Here is a 19,671-nt window from a genome sequence, read left to right on the forward strand (position 1 = left end):
ATTGAATCTACACTTCCTTCTTGTTGTTATGGCTGTTGCTGTGTACAACACGTCACCACACGAAAACCTGCCCGAGCCAGCCTCCCGGCTCCGGCAAAAAGGTCAGACCCGAGCGTTAATTATTAGTTCGCTTTCAAGTTTTCAAGAATTGTTTCGGTGCGTTTCACCGCGAGAGGATTCGCTGGCGCAATGAAGTTACGCCAGACGTCGTTGTGATGGTTAATCAGGATCTGTGCGTCAGCAGCCGGACGGTTGGCGGTGGTATGGGCATCTTCGGCAACGGTGATGTGATAACCCCGGCTAACGCCGTTCTTGATCGTCGCATCGACGCAGTAATCGGTGGCGCAGCCGCAGATGACAAACTCACGAATGCCCTGCTCCCGCAGCAGCGCCTCAAGCCCGGTGTTGTAGAAGGCATCGCAGGCCGTTTTGGTCACGTAAAGCGCACCAGCAGGCTGATGGAGTTCAGGCAGTAGCGCAAACCCTTCGCTTCCCTCTTCCAGCCCCCCGGCCTCGGTATGCTGTATAAAAATCACCGTATCGGCTGCCTGCGTAAGCTGGTTGATCAGAGAGACACACTTTTCGCGCTGATGACGAGGGGTTTCAAACACCCCGTTTTGCATATCGACAACCATAACCACACGCTTCTCAGACATACCGTTCTCCGTAAGATTGAGTGACACTGGTGCCTATCATAAGCCCGATGTCACAAAATGGGAGATGGCTCGCAAGTAAATTGTTCATATTTACCCATGGTTACGTTTTTCTCGCTATCGTTATGCAATTCGGGGCATTGCACGGTACCGATTAGTAGTATAAATACCCATTACTTTCCTCATTCACTTCATGGATGCTTTTCGTTGAAACGTTGTCTGCTCTCTTTTGCCGCGCTGTGTGCGGTGAGCTTCTCTACCGCCCAGGCAGCCCAACCGCTGACGGCTCCCGTTTTAGCTTCAGATATTGCCGATCGCTACGCGAACCTTATCTATTACGGCAGCGGCGCGACCGGTATGGCGATGGTCGTTATCGACGGAAACCAGCGTGTATTTCGCAGCTTTGGCGAAACGCGCCCGGGCAATAACGTTCACCCGCAGCTGGATTCCGTTATCCGCATCGCATCCTTAACCAAGCTGATGACCAGCGAAATGCTGGTGAAACTGCTCGATCAGGGCGTGGTGAAGCTCGACGATCCGCTCAGCAAATACGCGCCGCCAGGCGCCCGGGTACCCACGTATCAGGGTACGCCGATCCGGCTTGTGAACCTTGCTACCCACACCAGCGCCCTGCCGCGTGAACAGCCAGGCGGCGCGGCGCATCGTGACGTATTCGTCTGGCCAACGCGCGACCAGCGCTGGAGCTATCTGAGTACCGCCACGCTGAAGGCGGCGCCGGGCTCTCAGGCCTCATATTCAAACCTGGCGTTTGACCTGCTGGCGGATGCCCTCTCAACGGCGGCTGGCAAACCCTACACGCAACTGTTTGAAGAACAGATCACCCGTCCGCTCGGCATGAAAGACACCACGTTCGCCCCGTCCCCGGACCAGTGTCGTCGCCTGATGGTGGCGGAGAAAGGCGCCAGCCCCTGTAATAACACGCTGGCGGCCGTGGGCAGCGGCGGGGTTTACTCCACGCCTGGCGACATGATGCGCTGGATGCAGCAGTTCCTTTCTTCGGATTTCTACTCTCGCAGCAGCCAGGCCGACCGTATGCAGACCCTGATTTATCAGCGTACTCAGCTGCATCGGGTCATCGGGATGGACGTGCCGGGTAAAGCCGATGCGCTCGGCATGGGCTGGGTCTATATGGCACCGAAAAATGGCCGGCCGGGGATTATTCAGAAAACCGGCGGCGGCGGCGGATTCATCACCTATATGGCTATGATTCCGCAGTCGAACGTGGGCGCGTTTGTGGTGGTCACTCGCTCCCCGCATACGCGTTTCGTCAATATGAGTGACGGTGTTAATAACCTGGTGGCGGAATTGAGTGCCAATAAAGCCCAGGTGCTTACCGCATCCAACTGAGATTAATATTCCGTGGGCAAGCGGTTGATGCTGACCAGCTTGCCCCGGCTCATATTGATATAATTTCCCTGTCGCAGAGCGGCCAGAACCTCGGCAACAACAGAACGTGAAATGCGTGTGCTTTGCTGAATATGATTCATCACACCGATTTTTGAACGCAGCGTTTCATCCCACTCGGCCATATTAAGCAGCATCGCGCGGATCTGGTGATAAGAGTTATTGCCAACCAGCTGCTTATCGCGCTTCTCAAGAATGTAATTTATCCAGGATAACCAGCTGAAGGCCTCTTTCCACAGTGAAAATTGCTGGATTTGTTGTCGGGTAGTTTCTGTGGATAAATAAAAACCGGTACAGGCCGTTTTGGCAATCACTCTGTATTCCTGTGAATGATTAATCATCACCGTAGCCAGACCAAAAATAAAGGGGGCAGTCGCAATCCCCACCAGAAGTTCATCAGAAGGGCGATAGATCTCAATAACGCCGGTTTGTAATACGATCGTGCGAGGCTCATTCGATTCGCCCGACGTAATTAATTGTTGGGGTGCACATGTAAAAGGGGTACTGGCTGCTATTAACCCCTGTTCGAGCCGGCGTAATTCAGAAAGTGGTTTCGCATTAACGTTCATGCAGACCTCAAGTCATCCGTATTTGTCGGTTCAATATTATTTTTATTGCTTCGCTAAAAAGCGGAGGAGATAACCCCTCCCCCGCTTTATTGATTACCAGGTATATTTCACACCCAGGTTTGCGCCCCAGTTCTGGTCAACGTCGCCGCCGCCAAGATATGTGGCATCCGTGTAAGCGCTGAAGTTCTTCGTGAAGCTGAACTGGGTGCCCAGCCCAACACGAACAGCTGAACCTTTCACGCCGTTATCAATGCTGTCACCGTTAATATCGGCATTGTTATCGGCGTCGTCATAAACCCAGGCCAGTTTGAAGTAAGGGGTCAGAGCCTGATCGCCGCCGTAGTTGAAGGTGTAACCCGTATCAACACCGAGTTCATAACGCAGGCTATCGTATGATTGTCCATCCATGCGCATGTCATTGCTGAGGCGATAGTCATCGCCTGACTGGAACAGACCCGATACGGCTGCGTATGGCGTTACGTAGCCAGAGAGGTTTGGCTTCCAGTCATAGCCCAGCTTCAGACCAAAGCCAACAGCGTCACTGGTGGTATTGCCGTCAACATACTGACCGTTGCTCATGTTAGCGGAGAGATCGTTGTTGAAGCGGGTGTAGCTCAGGGAGCTGTCGAGGAAAAGATCGTTCATGAACTTCGCTGACGCGTAGATCATCGCCGTCTGGCTATCCTGATCGACCTGACCGGTACGATCGCTGATATCGCCCTTCGCGAAACCTGCCGCACCACCGACGATCCACTTCGCGTTATTACCGTCAATCTGGGTATCCAGACCCACCATAATACCGCTCACGTCCTGATCGTAGCTGATAACGCCGTTGTCACCGTCGAAGTTGCCGCCGAAGTAGCTCACCCACGCCCCGCCGTTATCCGCCAGGCCGTGACGGCTGTTGGTCAGACGTGCACCTACGGTATCCTGCTGCAGATTCCAGATATTGGTATTAGCAGAAGGGATGCTCAGCGCCATATTGGCATAGTCGGTCAGTTCTTTCTGCTGCAGAACGACGGTGTCACCCTGCTGCTGCGCCTGGTAGGTATAAGCACCTAAATCGGCTTTGTTTGCGGCAGTAAAGCTGGCCGCCGTATCCGCGTTATTGTCATAGACACGGACAATCTCTTTATTTTTGTAATCAGCGACGGAACCTGCTCCTGTCGCGTCGTCGATACGGACTTTATAGTTGCCTGCGACGTCACCGTTCACCGCCAGATGGCCGTCAGAGTGAATGGCCACTACGCCGTAGTCATAATCGGCGCTGCGCTTGTCGTTAGTGATATAGCGTGCGTTGTTCAGATCGCTGTTCAGCACGTAATCGCGGCTGGCAACATTCAGCACGCCGCCATCGGTCAGAACCATAGTGTGCGTATCAACCTGGCCCAGACCCAGCGCCAGCTCTGCACCGTTATCCACGGTGATGGTGTTGGCATACAGCTCGGCCGTTTCTTCCGTCAGTGCCGCACGGCTATCGCTGTCCAGATACAGATAGTCGGTGGCCACGCCGCCGTTGTCGCCGATGTTCAATGAGGAAGCATTGGTCAGAGTGATGGTATCCGCCAGCAGGCCTGAGTTTTCAACATTGACCTGAGACTGGTTGTTTACCGTCAGCGTGTCAATGTTTGACATCTTGCGGGTATCCCACTCGGAGCCGTTATCCAGCGCAATGTTAAACAGACCGCTCTGATACACCGCTTCACCCGCAACATGTGCGTTGCTGTCATAGGTGGAATCCGGCCAAATGCTGTTCGGGGACAGCGTGCGCCAGTCTACGTTGCTGTAGCCCTGGCCATACATCTGCGTCGTGCCGATAGCCTCAACGCTGGACTGCGCAGCACCGACCCATTTGCTGCCGTTGGTCAGGGTGACATCCAGCTTATCGGTGCCGTCCCAGCCGTTGGTGGTAGGGTTATAGACGCCGTCTTCGGTGGTATCGGTTGCCGGATCGCCGTTCGGGTAGAAGTTGTTGTCGAAGGTGCTGGAGAACAGGATGTCGCCCGTAACGGTGGAGTGATCGAACGTGGCAGCGGTCTGCATCGCGTTATCAGACGCGCTGGCGGTAACAATCAGCGCGGCATCATCTGCCCCTGTCGCGTCGGTTTCATTATAGTCGCTCGGCTTCGCAGTCTGGCCGTAGAATCCGCTGGTACCTAAATCGCGGTACGCACCGGAAGTCAGTACCGAATCTTTTACCAGTAGCGTGTCGGTAAAGACCTTGCTGCTGTTGGCTACGCCTTCAACGCCGTCGTACGGGGTATTATCCCGTTCCTGATCCCCCTGCGTCAGGGTAATCCCCGCGACGTGAGAATTATTCTGGATAACAATATCTGATTCCACATCCAGGGTAATCGCATTACCCATATCATAGGTATCCAGATAGTGTCTTTCCGTATTTTCCCCATTCACGACATCATACGCATAATGTTCATACGTATCGTTAATGGTGGAATTATCAACGGTCAGGCTAAACCGATCGTATTGAGCATGTTGGGTGCCGTCGGCATCCAGACCATCAGCACAGGTGGCGGTCATACACTGAGAGGTAATCATGCCATTAATGGTGCTGTTGGAAATACTCAACGCATTCGCCCGACCATTGATGCCATCATCGAGATAGTACGTTGAAATAACTCCATTCACGGTGGTTTTATTAATCACCGGGTAAATATCACCATCGTGGATGGCATCTGAGAAATCCCAGTCGGCATAGCCATAATACCAGGGAGTGGTCGCTGTATTATCGTATCCGAAGGTATTATATGTCGTACCGGAAATATCCTTCGCATTGGCCTGAGAAGCGATAGCCAGGGTGCAGGCTAATGCAAGTTGAGATACAACGAGTTTCTTTTTCCATGTTTGCATTGGGTCATCCCTCCTCAGGGACGTAAGCAAGTTTGTCCATCAATGAATTTGCAATATTTAATTGCGGAGGGAATTATGCAGTTTCATTTCGAAAAGGTTCAATGAATGTTTCCATTAAGTCCGCATTCAGACAAAAAACAGATTCAGACCACAACGCACAGGGCGTCATAAAATAAATATTATAAAAACAAAATGTTAATGCACGGGCAAAGCAATCAGGGAAATATCATAAAAAATAATAAATCATTTTTAATGATACATTCATTTCCATATAGAAATAACACAAATATCTCATTCTTCTCTCAGCGTTATACTGTCCTGCATTATATATTATTGGTAACAGGCAAACTCTTCTGCTGCATTTCGCAAAAGCAAAATGCCCACTTTAGTAAAACACCCGTCGCCACTTTGAGGTACACTAGCCCTCTTTGTTCCACAAACATCAGGCATACCATGACCGATTTAATTGCACGTCCCCGCCGTCTGCGTAAGTCACCTGCACTGCGCGCTATGTTTGAAGAGACAACCCTGACCTTAAATGATCTGGTGTTGCCGATTTTTGTTGAAGAAGAGATCGATGACTACAAAGCCATCGAGGCCATGCCGGGCGTCATGCGCATTCCGGAGAAATATCTGGCGCGTGAGATCGAACGTATCGCCAACGCGGGGATCCGCTCGGTGATGACCTTCGGCATCTCCCATCATACCGACGCCACCGGCAGCGACGCGTGGAAGGAAGATGGCCTCGTCGCCCGCATGTCCCGCATCTGCAAAGAGACGGTGCCGGAAATGGTGGTGATGTCCGACACCTGTTTCTGTGAATATACCTCTCACGGCCACTGCGGCGTGCTGTGCGATCACGGCGTGGATAACGATGCCACCCTGCTGAACCTCGGCAAGCAGGCGGTCGTCGCGGCCGCTGCGGGTGCGGACTTCATCGCACCGTCTGCGGCGATGGACGGACAGGTTCAGGCGATTCGTCAGGCGCTGGACGCGGCCGGTTTCACCGACACCGCCATCATGTCCTACTCCACCAAATTTGCCTCCTCCTTCTACGGCCCGTTCCGTGAAGCAGCCGGCACGGCGCTGAAGGGCGATCGTAAAACCTATCAGATGAACCCGCTGAACCGCCGCGAAGCGATTCGTGAATCCCTGCTCGATGAAGCCCAGGGCGCAGACTGCCTGATGGTAAAACCGGCTGGCGCATATCTTGATATCCTGCGCGACATCCGCGAACGCACCGAGCTGCCGCTGGGCGCTTACCAGGTGAGCGGCGAGTACGCAATGATCAAGTTCGCCGCGCTGGCAGGGGCGATCGACGAAGAGAAAGTGATCCTTGAAAGCCTGGGCGCGATCAAACGCGCGGGCGCGGATCTGATCTTCAGCTACTTCGCCCTGGATCTGGCCGAGAAGAAAATTCTGCGTTAATCCGCTTTAGCGCCGGGTGGCGGCTTCGCCTTACCCGGCCTGCTCTCTGCTCAAATCTTCACCCAACTGCAATACAACCGACATCTGCGCCTTCTACTGTCTTCGCAAGACGGCAGGAGGAGTGACCATGTTTAGCCTCGATAGCGTTCTCGACGATCTTTGGCCTCAGGCGAGGCCCGCACCCTGGCAAAAAAGTCTGTTAAAAAGACTGTTCTACGAAGACGAGTTTCAGCAGTTTGCCGCCGCCCACCGCCACCTGAAAGGACTGGATATGGTGGAGCAGGTTCTGGAACACCTGGATATTCTCTGCACCGTTTCCGCCCGCGATCTCGAACAAATCCCCGAACATGGCCCGCTGGTCATCATTGCCAACCACCCGACGGGTACGCTGGACGGTCTGGCGTTGCTGTACGCCGTCTCCCGCGTGCGGCGCGACGTTAAAGTCGTGACCAACCGGATGCTGACCCACCTTGAGCCCCTCAGCTCGCTGTTTATTCCGGTGGACAATATGGGCGGCAGGACGGCGAAGTCGTCGCTGGTGCAGATGGAACAGCACCTGCAAAACGCGGGCGTACTGATCTTCTTCCCGGCAGGCGAAGTTTCCCGCCCCACGCGCAAAGGCATTCGCGATAAGAAATGGCACTCTGGCTTTATCAAACTCGCTGGCAAGCTGCGCGTCCCGCTGCTGCCGGTGCATATTCAGGCGCACAACAGCCTGCTCTTTTACGCCAGCACGCTGGTCTCCCCGACGCTGTCGATGCTGCTGCTGATGCAGCAGATGTTCCGCCGCCGCCACAGCCAGCTGCCGATTAAAATCGGCCAGCAAATTGCGTGGCATCACTGGCACAGCGCCACCCTTTCGTCGCGTGAGATGGCCGAGCAGTGCCGTCAGCACGTGATGCGTCTTGGCAAGGGAGTGCCCGGCGTCTTTAAAACCCAGTGCGCGATTGCCCGTCCGGAAGACAGGGCCACTTTGAAGCGCGCGCTGGCGCAGGCCGAATCTCTGGGCAAAACCAGCGACGGGAAAACCATCTATCTTTGGCAGCGCAACGGTCAGGAAGACGCCCCGCTGTTGCGGGAGCTGGGCCGCCTGCGCGAGATTGCCTTTCGCGCGGTGGAGGAAGGGAGCGGCAAACGCCGGGACACCGACAGCTACGACGATGATTATCTGCACCTGATCCTGTGGGATGAGGAGGATCTGGAGATCGTCGGGGCGTATCGCTTTATGCCGACGGCCATGCAGATCGAAAAGCGCGGCGTTGAGGGGTTGTACAGCTATAGCCTGTTCCACTACGACGACAAAATGCAGGACGTGCTGGAACACGGCATTGAACTGGGGCGCAGCTTTATTCAGCCGCGCTACTGGGGACGCCGCGGCCTGGACTATTTATGGTCCGGCATTGGGGCGTATCTGGCGCGTTATCCGCACTACCGCTACCTGTTTGGCCCGGTCTCGATTTCCGGCGGCTTACCGCCTGCCGCGCGGGATCTGCTGGTGGCATTTTACCGCCTGTGGTTCCCGGCGACGCATCCGCTCGCCGCCTCGCGCCAGCCCTATCCCGCATCCCTGCCGGACGTGCTGGCGCAGTTTGGCGGCGTGGATTACGTGGACGATCTGACGAAGCTGAAATCCCTGCTCGGCAATCTTGGCTGCGGCATTCCGCCGCTCTACAAGCAATATTCCGAGCTGTGCGAGCCCGGCGGCGTGCAGTTTATTGATTTTGGCAGCGACCCGGCGTTCAACAACTGCGTTGACGGCCTGGTGCTGGTGGATTTGTGTTACCTAAAGGCGAACCGCTATCAGCGGTATATTGAGGCGCACCTTTAAATGTGCGGTATTTTGTAGGCCGGGTAAGGCGTAGCCGCCACCCGGCAATTGTGCACCGTTTTCGCCGGGTGGCGCTGCGCTTACCCGGCCTACAGGTACTACAGGATCAGGGGCGGTAAAACGGCTTATCGCCCAAAATTGTCGCCCGCTGCATAATCCGGCGCTGCGGCAGATAGTCCGCATTGGCATAATGCTGCGTCACGCGGTTATCCCAGATCGCCAGATCGTTCTCCTGCCAGCGCCAGCGCACCTGGAACTCCGGTTTGGTGATATGCGCGAACAGGAAACCTAACAACGCCTCACTCTCTTTTTCCGTCACGTCCACAATGCGCGTGGTGAACCCTTCGTTGACGAACAGCGCCTGCTTGCCCGTGACCGGATGGGTGCGCACGACCGGGTGCAGCAGCGGAGGATGCTTCGCGACCGCCTCCTGCCAGCGATGATGCTCCTCTTCCGTTTTACGGTACTTGTACTCCTGGAACGATTTTTTGAAGTCGTGCTCCGCCCGCAGCCCGCTCAGCAGCGTCCGGAACGGCTCGGAGAGCGCCTCATACGCCGCAATACCGCTGGCCCACAGCGTATCGCCCCCCGTCTCCGGCAGCAGCTTCGCCGCCAGAATCGCCCCCGCAGGCGGCGTCTCGATAAAGGTCACATCGGTGTGCCAGTTATCGTTATCCGGCGGGTTATCGTTGTGGGTGTCGAGGACGATAATCTCCTCCACCCCTTCCGCATGCGGATAGACGGGGTGGATATGCAGATCGCCAAACCGCAGGGCCAGCGCGCGCTGCTGCTGCGGGGTGATCGCCTGTTCGCGCAGGAACACCACCTGATGACGCAGCACCGCGTGGTACAGCTGCTCGAACTGGTTATCGCTCAGCGGACGGGTCACATCCAGGCCCGATACTTGTGCGCCAATGTACGGCCCCAGCGGGGTAATGCTCAGACGTTCACTCATTGTATTTCTCCATGCCAGGGCGTCAGGCGGCGCTGTAACGCGCGCAGCCCCAGTTCTAATCCGAAGGCAATCGCGGCGATCACCGCGATCCCTGCCAGCACCACGTCAGTCGCCAGGAACTCACCCGCCGACTGCACCATAAACCCTAACCCTCGCGTGGCGGCAATCAGCTCTGCCGCCACCAGCGTGGACCAGCCCACGCCGAGGCCGATGCGCAGCCCGGTTAATATCTCCGGCAGTGCGCCCGGTAAAATCACGAACAGCAGCACCTGCGTCCGGCTGGCCCCCAGCGACTGCGCCGCGCGGATCCGCACCTGCTGGGCGCTCTTCACGCCCGCCAGCGCCGACATGGCCACCGGGGCGAAAATCGCCAGATAGATCAGCAGGATTTTTGACGTTTCACCGATGCCGAACCAGATCACCATCAGCGGCAGATAGGCCAGCGGCGGGACCGGGCGGTAAAGCTCAATCAGCGGGTCGAGGATGCCGCGCACCGTCGGGCTCAGCCCCATCGCAATCCCCACGGGAATGCCGATAATCACCGCCGCCAGCAGCGCCACCAGAATGCGCGCCAGGCTGGCGCCTAAGTGCTGCCAGAGCGTGGCATCCATAAAGCCCTGCGGCCCGGCGATGGTAATAAGTTTGGTCAGCACCTGTCCCGGCGGCGGCAGAAACAGCGGGCTGACCCATTGCAGGGCAGCAACCGCCCACCACACCGCCAGCAGCACCAGCAGCGTGCCGACGCTCAGCGTAATTTGACGTGAGAAAGGCCAGCGCAGCGCCAGACGCGTGCGGCGCGTTTTTTCACTGAAGACGATGCTCATGAGAAGGCCTCCCGCTGTTCAAACACGCGGCTTAAAACGTACTCACGCTGTTCGATAAACAGCGGATCGGATTTGATGCTGCGCACGGGTTCCCCCGCGACGTAGCGGCGGGCGAATTCCAGCGGCAAGCGCTCCAGCACGCGGCCCGGCCCCGGGGACAGCAGCACCAGCTCGGTGGCCATAAACACCGCCTCTTCGATATCGTGGGTAATCAGCAGCACCTGCTTGCCCGTCTCATGCCACAGGCGCAGCAGCAGGGTTTGCATCTGCTCGCGGGTGAAGGCATCCAGCGCCCCGAACGGCTCGTCCAGCAGCAACAGCTGCGGATTCGCGGCCAGCGCGCGGGCAATCCCGACGCGCTGCCGTTGGCCGCCGGAAAGCTGCCAGATATAGCGTTTTTCCGCGCCTTCCAGCCCCACTTTTTTCAGCATCGCCCGCGCGGTTTCCAGCCGCTGTTCACGATGGATGCCCGCAAGCTGCAGCCCAAACGCCACGTTTTCCTGAACGTTGCGCCAGGGAAGCAGGCCCTCATTCTGGAAGACCACGCCGCGCTCGGCGCCGGGGCCCTCCACCTTTTTGCCTTCCAGTTGAATGGTGCCATGCTGATAAGGGACAAACCCGGCGATGAGATTCAGCAGGGTGGTTTTTCCACACCCGGACGGCCCCAGCACAACCAGCAGCTCACCGCTGTCCAGCGTCAGGTTGATGTCCTGTAAGGCGGGTTTACCACCGTAATCGGCAGACAGATTTGTAATATTCAGCATGACGAACTCCTTATTTCACAAAACGATCGGTCACGTACTGGCTGTAATCCGCCGCTACCGCGGGCACTTTGCCCTGCTCCTTCAGGAAGGTGGCGGTATCCACAATCGCTTTGTTAACCGGCCCGGTCAGCTGCTGCACCTGCTGCGCGGGGGTCAGATAGGTATTGCCCTTCACCAGCCCCGGCACGTCCGCTTCCGGCACGCCGCTCAGGCGGGAGAGTTTTTCCAGGTTGGCGGGCTGCTTCAGCCATTCATCCGGGTTACTGATGTACGGCTGCTGGGCGTCAATCGCGCTTTTCGCGAAGGCTTTCACCACCTCAGGATGTTTCTCGGCGAAGTCTTTGCGCACGACCCACACGTCGAGGGTCGGCGCGCCCCACTGGCCTACTTTTTCGGAGTCGGTCAGCACGGTGCCGTCTTTTTCCAGCTCGTTCACCGCAGGCGCCCACACATAGGCCCCGTCAATGTCGCCACGCTGCCAGGCCGCAATAATCGCCGGCGGCTGGAGGTTAATAATTTGTACCTGCCCCGGCTTGATGCCCCAGTGTTTCAGCGCCGCCAGCAGGCTGTAGTGGGTGGTGGAGATAAACGGCACGGCGATGCGTTTGCCGATCAGGTCTTCCGGTTTGGTGATGTTTTTCTTCACCACCAGCGCTTCAGAGTTACCGAGCTGCGAGGCGAGCAGGAACACCTCAATCGGCACCTGCTGGCTGGCCGCAACCGCCAGCGGGCTGGAACCGATATTGCCGATCTGCACGTCGCCGGAGGCTAACGCACGCACCACGGACGCGCCGCTGTCGAACTTGCGCCAGTCGACCTTCGCGCCGCTCTCTTTGGCAAAGGTGTTATCCGCCTGCGCGACTTTCGCCGGTTCCGCAGAAGTTTGATACGCGACGGTGACGTCCACCGCCTGCGCCTGAAATGCCCACAGCGCCAGCGCGCCGAGTAGTGTGATTCGCGATGAAATTGCCATAGTGCCTGCTCCCCTTGTTGTTATGAGGGCAGTATTTCCAACGCGGGAATTTTGATAAAGGAATAAAAATGAATCGCTCATAACGATTCGTTTTTAGATAAAAAATGGGAAAGGATAGTTGGTTTTGTGCGGTTGTTTTATGCCGGGTGGCGCTGCGCTTACCCGGCCTACAGATTGTGCGATCCGTAGGCCGGGTAAGGCGCAGCCGCCACCCGGCAAAAAACTCAGCGCTTCGCGTTAAGCTCAGCAATATCCTTCGGCGTGGTGCGACAGCAGCCACCAATCAGCTTCGCTCCGGCGTCCAGCCACTGGGGCAGATACTCCGCCAGCGTCTCGCACGCTTCGCCGTGGTAGTGCCAGGTTTTGGTCACCGCATCATAATGCTCGCCCGAGTTCGGGTAGACCACCAGCGGCAGCGACGTCAGGCTCTGCAGGTGCTTCAGCGCCGCCGTGGTATTTTCCAGCGCGATGCAGTTAATGCCCAGCGCGACGATATGCGGAGAGTCGGCCAGCACGCTGACCACGTCACGCAGCGGCGTGCCGTCGCTCAGGTGCTCGCTGTCCCGCAGGGTAAAGGAGAACCACGCCCGGGCGCGGGGATACCCGGCCAGAAGGGCCGCCAGCGCCTTAATCTCGGCAAAAGACGGCAGCGTTTCGCAGGCCAGCAGGTCAGCGCCCGCGTCCAGCAGCGCTTCCACGCGCGGGCGGTGGAAGGCAGTAAACGCCTCAGCGCTGCGCACGTAGTCACCGCGATACTCTGAGCCATCCGCCAGATAGGCACCATACGGCCCAACGGATCCCGCCACCAGCAGCGTGCCCGCATGCGGGTTTTCGGCCAGATACGCTTCACGCGCCTTACGCGCCAGCTCCACGCTTCTGCCAATTAGCGTTCGGGACTGCGCCTCGTCCAGGCCGCGGGCCGCAAAGCCCGCAGGCGTGGCCTGGTAGCTGGCGGTGATCGCCACCTGTGCCCCCGCGCGGTAGTAATCAAGGTGCACTTCACGGATAAGCGCCGGGTTTTCCATCAGCACTTTGGCAGACCAGAGGCTGTCTGCCAGGTTACAGCCGCGCGCTTCCAGCTCCGTCGCCATCGCGCCATCCAGCACCACAAACGGCTGCTTTTCAAGGAGGGCGGTAAGCGGATTATTCTGCGACATGTTCAGGCTCCTGCGATGTCATATTTCGGGTCAGGTAGTAGGCACCATAACACAGGGCGACAAACGGAATCCCGCAATAAAGGGCAATGCGCTGGCTTGGGTCAAACCACAGGCCGACGCAGGCCACCACGCAGAGGATAAACCCGAGCACCGGCACCAGCGGATACCACGGCGCGCGGTACTGCAGCGCAGAGAGCGGCTGGCCGGACTGCAGATGGCGACGACGGAAAACGAAGTGCGACGCACAGATGCTGATCCAGACGGCCACCACCGCAAAGCCAGAAATCGCCGAGAGTGCGACAAACACCGTGTCAGGCGCCACGACGCTTGAGAAGAGCGCCAGCACGCCGCCGAGCATAGAAACCGAAAGCGCCGTCAGCGGCACGCCGTTTTTGTTCACGCGGGCAAAGCAGCGCGGGAGCGTTTTCTCATTAGAGAGCGACCACAGCATGCGCCCGGAGGCGTACAGCCCGGAGTTCGCCGCCGAAAGGATCGCCGTCAGGATCACGAAGTTAAAAATATCCGCCGCGTAAGGAATACCGACCTTTTCAAACACCAGCACGAACGGGCTCTTTTCCACGCCCGCCTGCTGCATCGGGATCAGCGCCGCCAGCACAAACACGGTGCCGATAAAGAAGATGATCAGGCGCGCAATGGTGGTGCGGATCGCCACCGGGATGACCTTGTGCGGGTTTTCCGTTTCCCCTGCTGCGATACCGATGAGTTCGGTCCCGGAGAAGGCAAAGTTCACCGCCACCATGGTCATCAGGATCGGCAGGCCGCCGTGCGGGAACCAGCCCTCGGCGGTGATGTTGCTTAAGCCCGGCGCGGGTGAACCGTCCTGCATCGGGATAAAGCCAAAGACCGCCGCGCCGCCAAGAATAATAAAGGCGATGATGGTGATGACTTTCACCAGGGAGAACCAGAACTCACCCTCCGCAAAGAAGCGCGTGGAAATGACGTTCAGGCCAAAAATCACCACGCAGAAGACCACGCACCACGCCCAGACGGGCACCTGCGGGAACCAGTACTGCATGCAGAAGCCCGCGGCGGTAAAGCTCGAGCCGAGCGCCACCGTCCAGGTGAGCCAGTAGAGCCACGCCACGGTGTAACCCGTCGCCGGGCCAAGATAACGCGCGGCATAGACGTGGAACGCGCCGGTTTCCGGCATCGCCACGGAGAGTTCGCCCAGACACTGCATCACCAGCCAGACCACCAGCGCACCTATGAGGTAGGCCAGCAGCGTGCCCGCCGCCCCGGTCGTGGAAATGATGTAGCCGGTATTAAAGAATAACCCTGTCCCAATCACGCCACCCAGCGAGAGCATGATCAGGTGGCGTGTTTTCATGGTGCGCTTAAGCTGCCCATTTTCTTGTTGTGTTTGCATATTACCTTCTATACGTATGGACATCTAAACATCCAAAGAAGGTGTGTTATACCGCGATTGTTAATAAAAAGCTAGATGACCAGACGCAAACGGGCGCGCCGCGCGCTGAGTCTGGGGTGGGTTGTGAGGATCACATAGAGAATCGGACGCCAGGCCATAAGCACCTCCGCAAGCAGATACTTACAGCATGGTGCGGGAAAAGTCGATCTTCGGTCAGTCGAAAGTGGTATCCGTAAAGCGCGAAGTCATACCGTAACACTCCCCGCAGGACGGGTAAGGCGCAGCCGCCACCCGGCGCAAGGTTGGTAATTCTCACAATCAGTTCTATAGTCGTCACAGTTTCTTAGTAACCAGGACTGACTGATGCGCTTTAACGGACTGACTAAAGGTTTCTTTATTTTCATTCTCGCCCTTGTGACCTGGGCCTTCTTCGACGTGCTGTCGCCCTACTTCTCCGCGATACTGTGGGCCGCCATTCTGACCGTTATCTTCAATCCGGTAAAAAACAAGCTGCGCGCCGCGCTGGGGGATCGCAACGGGCTGGCCTCGCTGTTGACCATCGGTATTATCTGCCTGATCGTCTTTATTCCGCTGATGGTGATCCTCTCCTCGCTCGCCATTGAGCTGAACGTGGTTTACACCAAACTGCAGGAGAACAATACCCAGTTCCCGGAAGTGGTGGCGAGCATCTTCAACCACCTGCCTGACTGGGCCAGCGGCTTCCTCGCGGATCACAACCTGACCAACGCGGCGCAGATCCAGAAAAAACTCTCCGACGTCGCGCTGCAGGGCGGACAGTATCTGGCGGGCAGCGCGTTCCTGATCGGCAAAGGCACCTTTGGCTTTGCGATTAGCTTCGGCATCATGCTGTATCTGCTGTTCTTCCTGCTGAAAGACGGCCCGTATCTGGTACGCCAGATCCTCGACTCCCTGCCCCTGTCCGATTTTGCCAAGCAGCATCTGTTCGCCAAATTCGTCGGCGTGTCGCGCGCCACGGTAAAAGGGACGGCGGCGGTGGCCGTGGTTCAGGGCATCCTCGGCGGGATTGCCTTTGCCATTGCCGGTATCGACGGCAGCGTGCTCTGGGGCGCATTGATGGCGTTCCTTTCCCTCGTGCCCGCCATCGGCTCGGCGATTGTCTGGGTGCCTGCCGCTATCTTCCTGTTCGCCACGCACCAGATCTGGCAGGGGCTGTTTATTGTCGGCTTCTTCGTGATCGTCGTCGGGCTGGTGGATAACATCCTGCGCCCGCTGCTGGTGGGGAAAGACACCAAAATGCCGGACTATCTGATTCTGATCTCCACCCTCGGCGGCATGGAGCTGTACGGCATTAACGGCTTTGTGATTGGGCCGCTCATCGCCGCGCTGTTTATCGCCTGCTGGAACCTCTTCTCCGGACGCGATCACGAAGGCAACGCCGAAGAGCTGGACGCGGATTTCATCGAAGAAGGAAAAAATCCTCCAGATTTGTAAGGACGTGACGATAAAGACCACACCAGGCGGCGCCGTGCCGCCTTTTTTTTCGCCTTAAATCAGACGTTTTCTATAATTTGAAGAACGCCATCCTACTCATGTCGTAAAAGGATCATCTGGTGCGAATCGCGACGATAACAAACTGGGCCTATGGAGCCACGGTCTGCCTGACCATCGCCTCCGGCATTATCATGCTGATGGCGTCCAGTGCGGATACCCTCGAGCGTCAGGCCGTTGAACAACGGCAGAAATTTGATCAGCTGACGGAAGATATCGAAACCGATATCTGGGCGCAGTCTGATTTAGCGCGGCTGTACGCCATTAAAAAAGATCCTCAGGTGCTCAAGGAATATAACCAGGCAGAAAACAGCCTGAAGCGCATCGAGCTTCGGCTGGAAAAGCTGCAGGATAACGGCGCATCGGATGAGGAACTGGCCCTGCTGCATGAAGGAATAAAGATCGTCGATGAGCTGCAGGACGAGCAGCAAACCGCCCTCGAAAGCCTGGAACGCGGTGAAGACGCCCAGGCCGTAGCCTTGCTCTATGGTCAGCCCTATGAGCAGGAGCTTGAGCGCGCGCAGAATCAGCTCGATCACTTCCGCCAGATACTCGACAAGCGCGTCATCGCCGCCGTTCAGGAGGCGACCAAAAAATCGAAAGCGCTGCGTACCGCCTCTGAGCTGACGGTCGGCCTGACCGCCCTGCTGTTCCTGTTTGTGCTCGGCTTTATATTAAAACGCCGCGTGCTGCGCCCCGTGGTCCGCCTGAGCGACGTGGTGCACCGCCTGGCATCCCAGGATTACGCGGTTGAAACGCCCAATTTCAACCAGATCGATGAGATAGGCGATATGGCTCAGGCCATCAGCATCTTCCGTGAAAACGGCCTGGCGCGGCAGCGTCTGGAAAAAGAGCGCGATGCCGACTGGGCCATCCGCGAGCTGCTGGCGCGCATGACCCAGCGGCTGCAGGGGTGTGAGAACTTTAACGATGTGATTAACGTGGCGGAGCTGTTTGCCCCCAATATCGCGCCGGGGATCGCGGGCCGCCTCTACGTCCTTGACCGCGAGCCGTGGCAGATGCGCTGCGTCGCGCAATGGCTTTCGCCGGTGGGTGAAGAGACGACGTTCCACCCGGACGAGTGCTGGGCCGTGCGTCGCGGGCAGAGTCACCCGCCGGTGAACGGCGAGCCGGATATTGCCTGCTACCATCTTCCGGCATCCCAGGCGGAAAGCGCGCTTTGCGTGCCGCTTATCGCTCAGGGCGAGGCCATTGGCCTGCTCTCCTTCCAGAATATTACAGCGGACAATGCACCTTCCCGCGCGTATCTGGAGCTGATGGCCGAGGCGCTCGGGCTGGCGCTGGCCAACCAGCGTCTGCGCGACGCGTTGCTGGAAAAAGCGTTGTTTGACCCGCTCACCGGCCTGCGTAACCGTCATCATCTGGAAGATACGCTGCAAACCCAAACGGCACAGGCGATACGCACCGGCGTGCCGTTAAGCTGCATGATGATTGATATCGACCACTTCAAGAGCATTAACGACCGTTTCGGCCATGAAGCGGGCGATCTGGTGATCAAAAGCGTGGCGTCAATTGTTCAGCGGGCCGCACATGACAACGGGCTGGCATTCCGCTACGGCGGCGAGGAGTTTCTGGTACTGCTTTCCGGTGCCGATGAAGCAGAAGCGTACGCCTGCGCGCAGAAGATTTACACCGGCGTGCATGAGCTGTCGCTTCGCTACGGGTTGACCGAGATTGGGCCGGTGGACGTGTCGATTGGCATTGCCAGCTACCCACAACATGCCCAGACCGACAACCTGCTGCGCGCTGCGGATGTGGCGCTATACCGGGCAAAAGAGCTGGGACGCGCGCGGATTGTGAGTTTTGGGATGCTGGAGGCGGGGTGACGCTGATTCTCGCGCCCTGACTTTCCCCAGTTCAGGCGCGGGTTATAGCCCAAAGCACCACAATCCCCAGGGCATTGCTCCGCTTTTCCACATACAGGGTGGTATCGGAATAAACGTTACCCTGCGGGTTACAGATGCGGATCTCCTTCTTTAATTCCGGCTCGTAGACTTCCGCACCCGAGCAGGTGTGGCGGGTATTGGACTCATACCGGTAAGGTTTGCTCCAGGCCGAATAGTCCCCCTCCAGCAGCCAGGCCGTTGTAAAGACCGCAAACATGGCAACCGGCAGGCTGCAAATAAAGAAGCCGAGGTAGATTTTTACCGCGTCAGCAAGGCGCTTACCTTTCAGTCTCCCCTTTCTGATGAAATAGACCATCGGCACCAGCGCCAGCAGCAACGCCCCACAGGCAAGGTACTGCTCCCCGCGGATCGAAAGGTATGTCACGCGGTAAATGTTGACTGACCAGACCACAAAAGCCGATATCAGTGCTATCCCGCCCGCGATGAGAGGGATCCAAAAGGAAAAACGCGCTTTTTTCATGGTGGATTCGTCCTTGTCATTCTTGTCGGGTCAGAAGGTCAATCATTGCCCGGGTGGCTGCTGACTGGCGTCGGTGCGGGGCAAACAGCACGGAGAAAGGTCGCGATCGTCCCCGAAGGTGCGGCAGCACCTCAACTAACTGGCCGCCCTGTATTCTGTCGCGGACGATAAATTCATAGCTCTGACAGATCCCCATCCCCTGCTCCGCCAGCGAAACCACGCCGAGTACATCGTCTGATATTTCGATAGTCGAACCCGGCAACCAGTCAATATCGCGCCCTTCATCATGAAATACCCAAGGGGCGATACGCCCGGTGCGCGGCATGATAAACGGCAGGCACTGATGGCGCTGCAACTCTTCCAGCGTCTGAGGCTTTCCTCTCCGGTGCAGGTAATCCGGGGAGGCGACCAGAAGCAATGCCGCGTCTTCCAGCTTACGCGCCACAAGTCCACTGTCAGGCAACTGTCCCAGACGGATCGCCAGATCGAACCCCTCTGCGATCAGGTCAACATTGCGATTAGTAATGTTCAGCTCCACCTGTACGCGTGGGTAGCGTTGATTATAGTGCGCCAGCAGCGGCGGCAGGCGGTAGTGGGCATAGGTGGTCGGGACACTCATTCTCACGCGACCGGTCAGATCGCCCTCCTGACCCCGGCCAACGCGTTCGGCGTCATCAAGCAGAGAGAACGCAGAACGCGCCTGCTCAAGATAGACGCGTCCGGCTTCAGTCAGCCCCACCCGGCGCGTCGTGCGCTGTAAAAGTTGCCGTCCAAGACGCGCTTCCAGACGGGTGACCGCGCGGCTCAGTACCGAAGGGGTGGTTGAAAGGGCAACAGCTGCGCCCGTAAATGAGCCGTGCTCAACCACAGCAATGAAGACTTCAACGTCGCCGAGGTAATCGAATTTCCGGCTCATTTTGCT

At 57.5% G+C, this 19,671-nt stretch carries 16 protein-coding genes; 5 read left to right on the forward strand and 11 right to left on the reverse strand.

The features are described 5' to 3' along the window. Positions 1–122: 122 nt before the first annotated feature. Positions 123–656: an isochorismatase family protein gene (locus tag N6P30_RS21635; RefSeq protein WP_023293183.1), complete on the reverse strand. Its 534-nt coding sequence runs from the start codon at positions 654–656 to the stop codon at positions 123–125. 204 nt (positions 657–860) lie between these two features. On the opposite strand from N6P30_RS21635, the gene ampH reads away from it, so the two are divergent. After that, complete coding sequence (gene ampH, locus N6P30_RS21640; RefSeq protein ID WP_154827323.1) at positions 861–2,021, forward strand: D-alanyl-D-alanine-carboxypeptidase/endopeptidase AmpH; 1,161 nt, start codon at positions 861–863, stop codon at positions 2,019–2,021. Between the two features lie 2 nt (positions 2,022–2,023). Here ampH and N6P30_RS21645 read toward each other — a convergent pair whose 3' ends face one another. Continuing rightward, a complete protein-coding gene (locus N6P30_RS21645; protein ID WP_008503292.1) occupies positions 2,024–2,647 on the reverse strand; it encodes a helix-turn-helix domain-containing protein in 624 nt (207 codons plus the stop codon). A 93-nt stretch (positions 2,648–2,740) separates the two neighbouring features. Further along, entirely contained in the window at positions 2,741–5,515 is a 2,775-nt protein-coding gene (locus tag N6P30_RS21650; RefSeq protein ID WP_023293184.1) for an autotransporter outer membrane beta-barrel domain-containing protein, read from the reverse strand. Positions 5,516–5,968: 453 nt separating this feature from the next. Between N6P30_RS21650 and hemB the strand changes: the two genes are divergently transcribed. Together hemB and N6P30_RS21660 are read left to right on the forward strand one after the other, a co-directional pair. Next, positions 5,969–6,943, forward strand: a complete 975-nt coding sequence (hemB, locus tag N6P30_RS21655) for a porphobilinogen synthase (RefSeq protein WP_021241687.1) — start codon at positions 5,969–5,971, stop codon at positions 6,941–6,943. Positions 6,944–7,070: 127 nt separating this feature from the next. Then, entirely contained in the window at positions 7,071–8,771 is a 1,701-nt protein-coding gene (locus N6P30_RS21660) for a lysophospholipid acyltransferase family protein (RefSeq protein ID WP_023293185.1), read from the forward strand. Positions 8,772–8,877: 106 nt separating this feature from the next. Here N6P30_RS21660 and tauD read toward each other — a convergent pair whose 3' ends face one another. From tauD to mmuP, 6 genes are all read right to left on the reverse strand, one after another. Next, complete coding sequence (tauD, locus tag N6P30_RS21665) at positions 8,878–9,726, reverse strand: taurine dioxygenase (RefSeq protein WP_023293186.1); 849 nt, start codon at positions 9,724–9,726, stop codon at positions 8,878–8,880. Next, a complete protein-coding gene (tauC, locus tag N6P30_RS21670; RefSeq protein ID WP_008503401.1) occupies positions 9,723–10,550 on the reverse strand; it encodes a taurine ABC transporter permease TauC in 828 nt (275 codons plus the stop codon). Before tauC ends, tauD begins: the two co-directional genes overlap by 4 nt. Next, positions 10,547–11,314 carry a taurine ABC transporter ATP-binding subunit gene (tauB, locus tag N6P30_RS21675; protein WP_023293187.1) on the reverse strand — a complete coding sequence of 256 codons (768 nt, stop codon included), beginning with the start codon at positions 11,312–11,314 and terminating at the stop codon, positions 10,547–10,549. The genes tauC and tauB overlap by 4 nt, the downstream gene beginning before the upstream one ends. Positions 11,315–11,324: 10 nt before the next feature. Beyond that, entirely contained in the window at positions 11,325–12,287 is a 963-nt protein-coding gene (tauA, locus tag N6P30_RS21680; RefSeq protein ID WP_023293188.1) for a taurine ABC transporter substrate-binding protein, read from the reverse strand. 224 nt (positions 12,288–12,511) lie between these two features. After that, entirely contained in the window at positions 12,512–13,444 is a 933-nt protein-coding gene (gene mmuM, locus N6P30_RS21685) for a homocysteine S-methyltransferase (protein ID WP_023293189.1), read from the reverse strand. Beyond that, on the reverse strand, positions 13,431–14,831 hold the full coding sequence (gene mmuP / locus N6P30_RS21690) for an S-methylmethionine permease (protein WP_008503244.1): 1,401 nt from the start codon (positions 14,829–14,831) through the stop codon (positions 13,431–13,433). The genes mmuM and mmuP overlap by 14 nt, the downstream gene beginning before the upstream one ends. A 363-nt stretch (positions 14,832–15,194) precedes the next feature. Here mmuP and N6P30_RS21695 point away from each other — a divergent pair, with 363 nt between their 5' ends. Both N6P30_RS21695 and N6P30_RS21700 read left to right on the forward strand, forming a co-directional pair. After that, positions 15,195–16,304 (forward strand): AI-2E family transporter, encoded by a 1,110-nt coding sequence (locus N6P30_RS21695; protein ID WP_008503245.1) that lies wholly within the window; start codon positions 15,195–15,197, stop codon positions 16,302–16,304. 119 nt (positions 16,305–16,423) lie between these two features. Next, positions 16,424–18,208 carry a diguanylate cyclase gene (locus N6P30_RS21700; protein WP_023293190.1) on the forward strand — a complete coding sequence of 595 codons (1,785 nt, stop codon included), beginning with the start codon at positions 16,424–16,426 and terminating at the stop codon, positions 18,206–18,208. 31 nt (positions 18,209–18,239) lie between these two features. Here N6P30_RS21700 and N6P30_RS21705 read toward each other — a convergent pair whose 3' ends face one another. Then, positions 18,240–18,749: a hypothetical protein gene (locus N6P30_RS21705; RefSeq protein ID WP_023293191.1), complete on the reverse strand. Its 510-nt coding sequence runs from the start codon at positions 18,747–18,749 to the stop codon at positions 18,240–18,242. A gap of 16 nt (positions 18,750–18,765) precedes the next feature. Further along, on the reverse strand, positions 18,766–19,665 hold the full coding sequence (locus N6P30_RS21710; RefSeq protein WP_023293192.1) for a LysR family transcriptional regulator: 900 nt from the start codon (positions 19,663–19,665) through the stop codon (positions 18,766–18,768). Positions 19,666–19,671 lie beyond the last annotated feature (6 nt).

Origin of the sequence: Enterobacter sp. PL1 (genome assembly GCF_945957325.1) — a bacterium.
Lineage (GTDB): Bacteria > Pseudomonadota > Gammaproteobacteria > Enterobacterales > Enterobacteriaceae > Enterobacter > Enterobacter roggenkampii.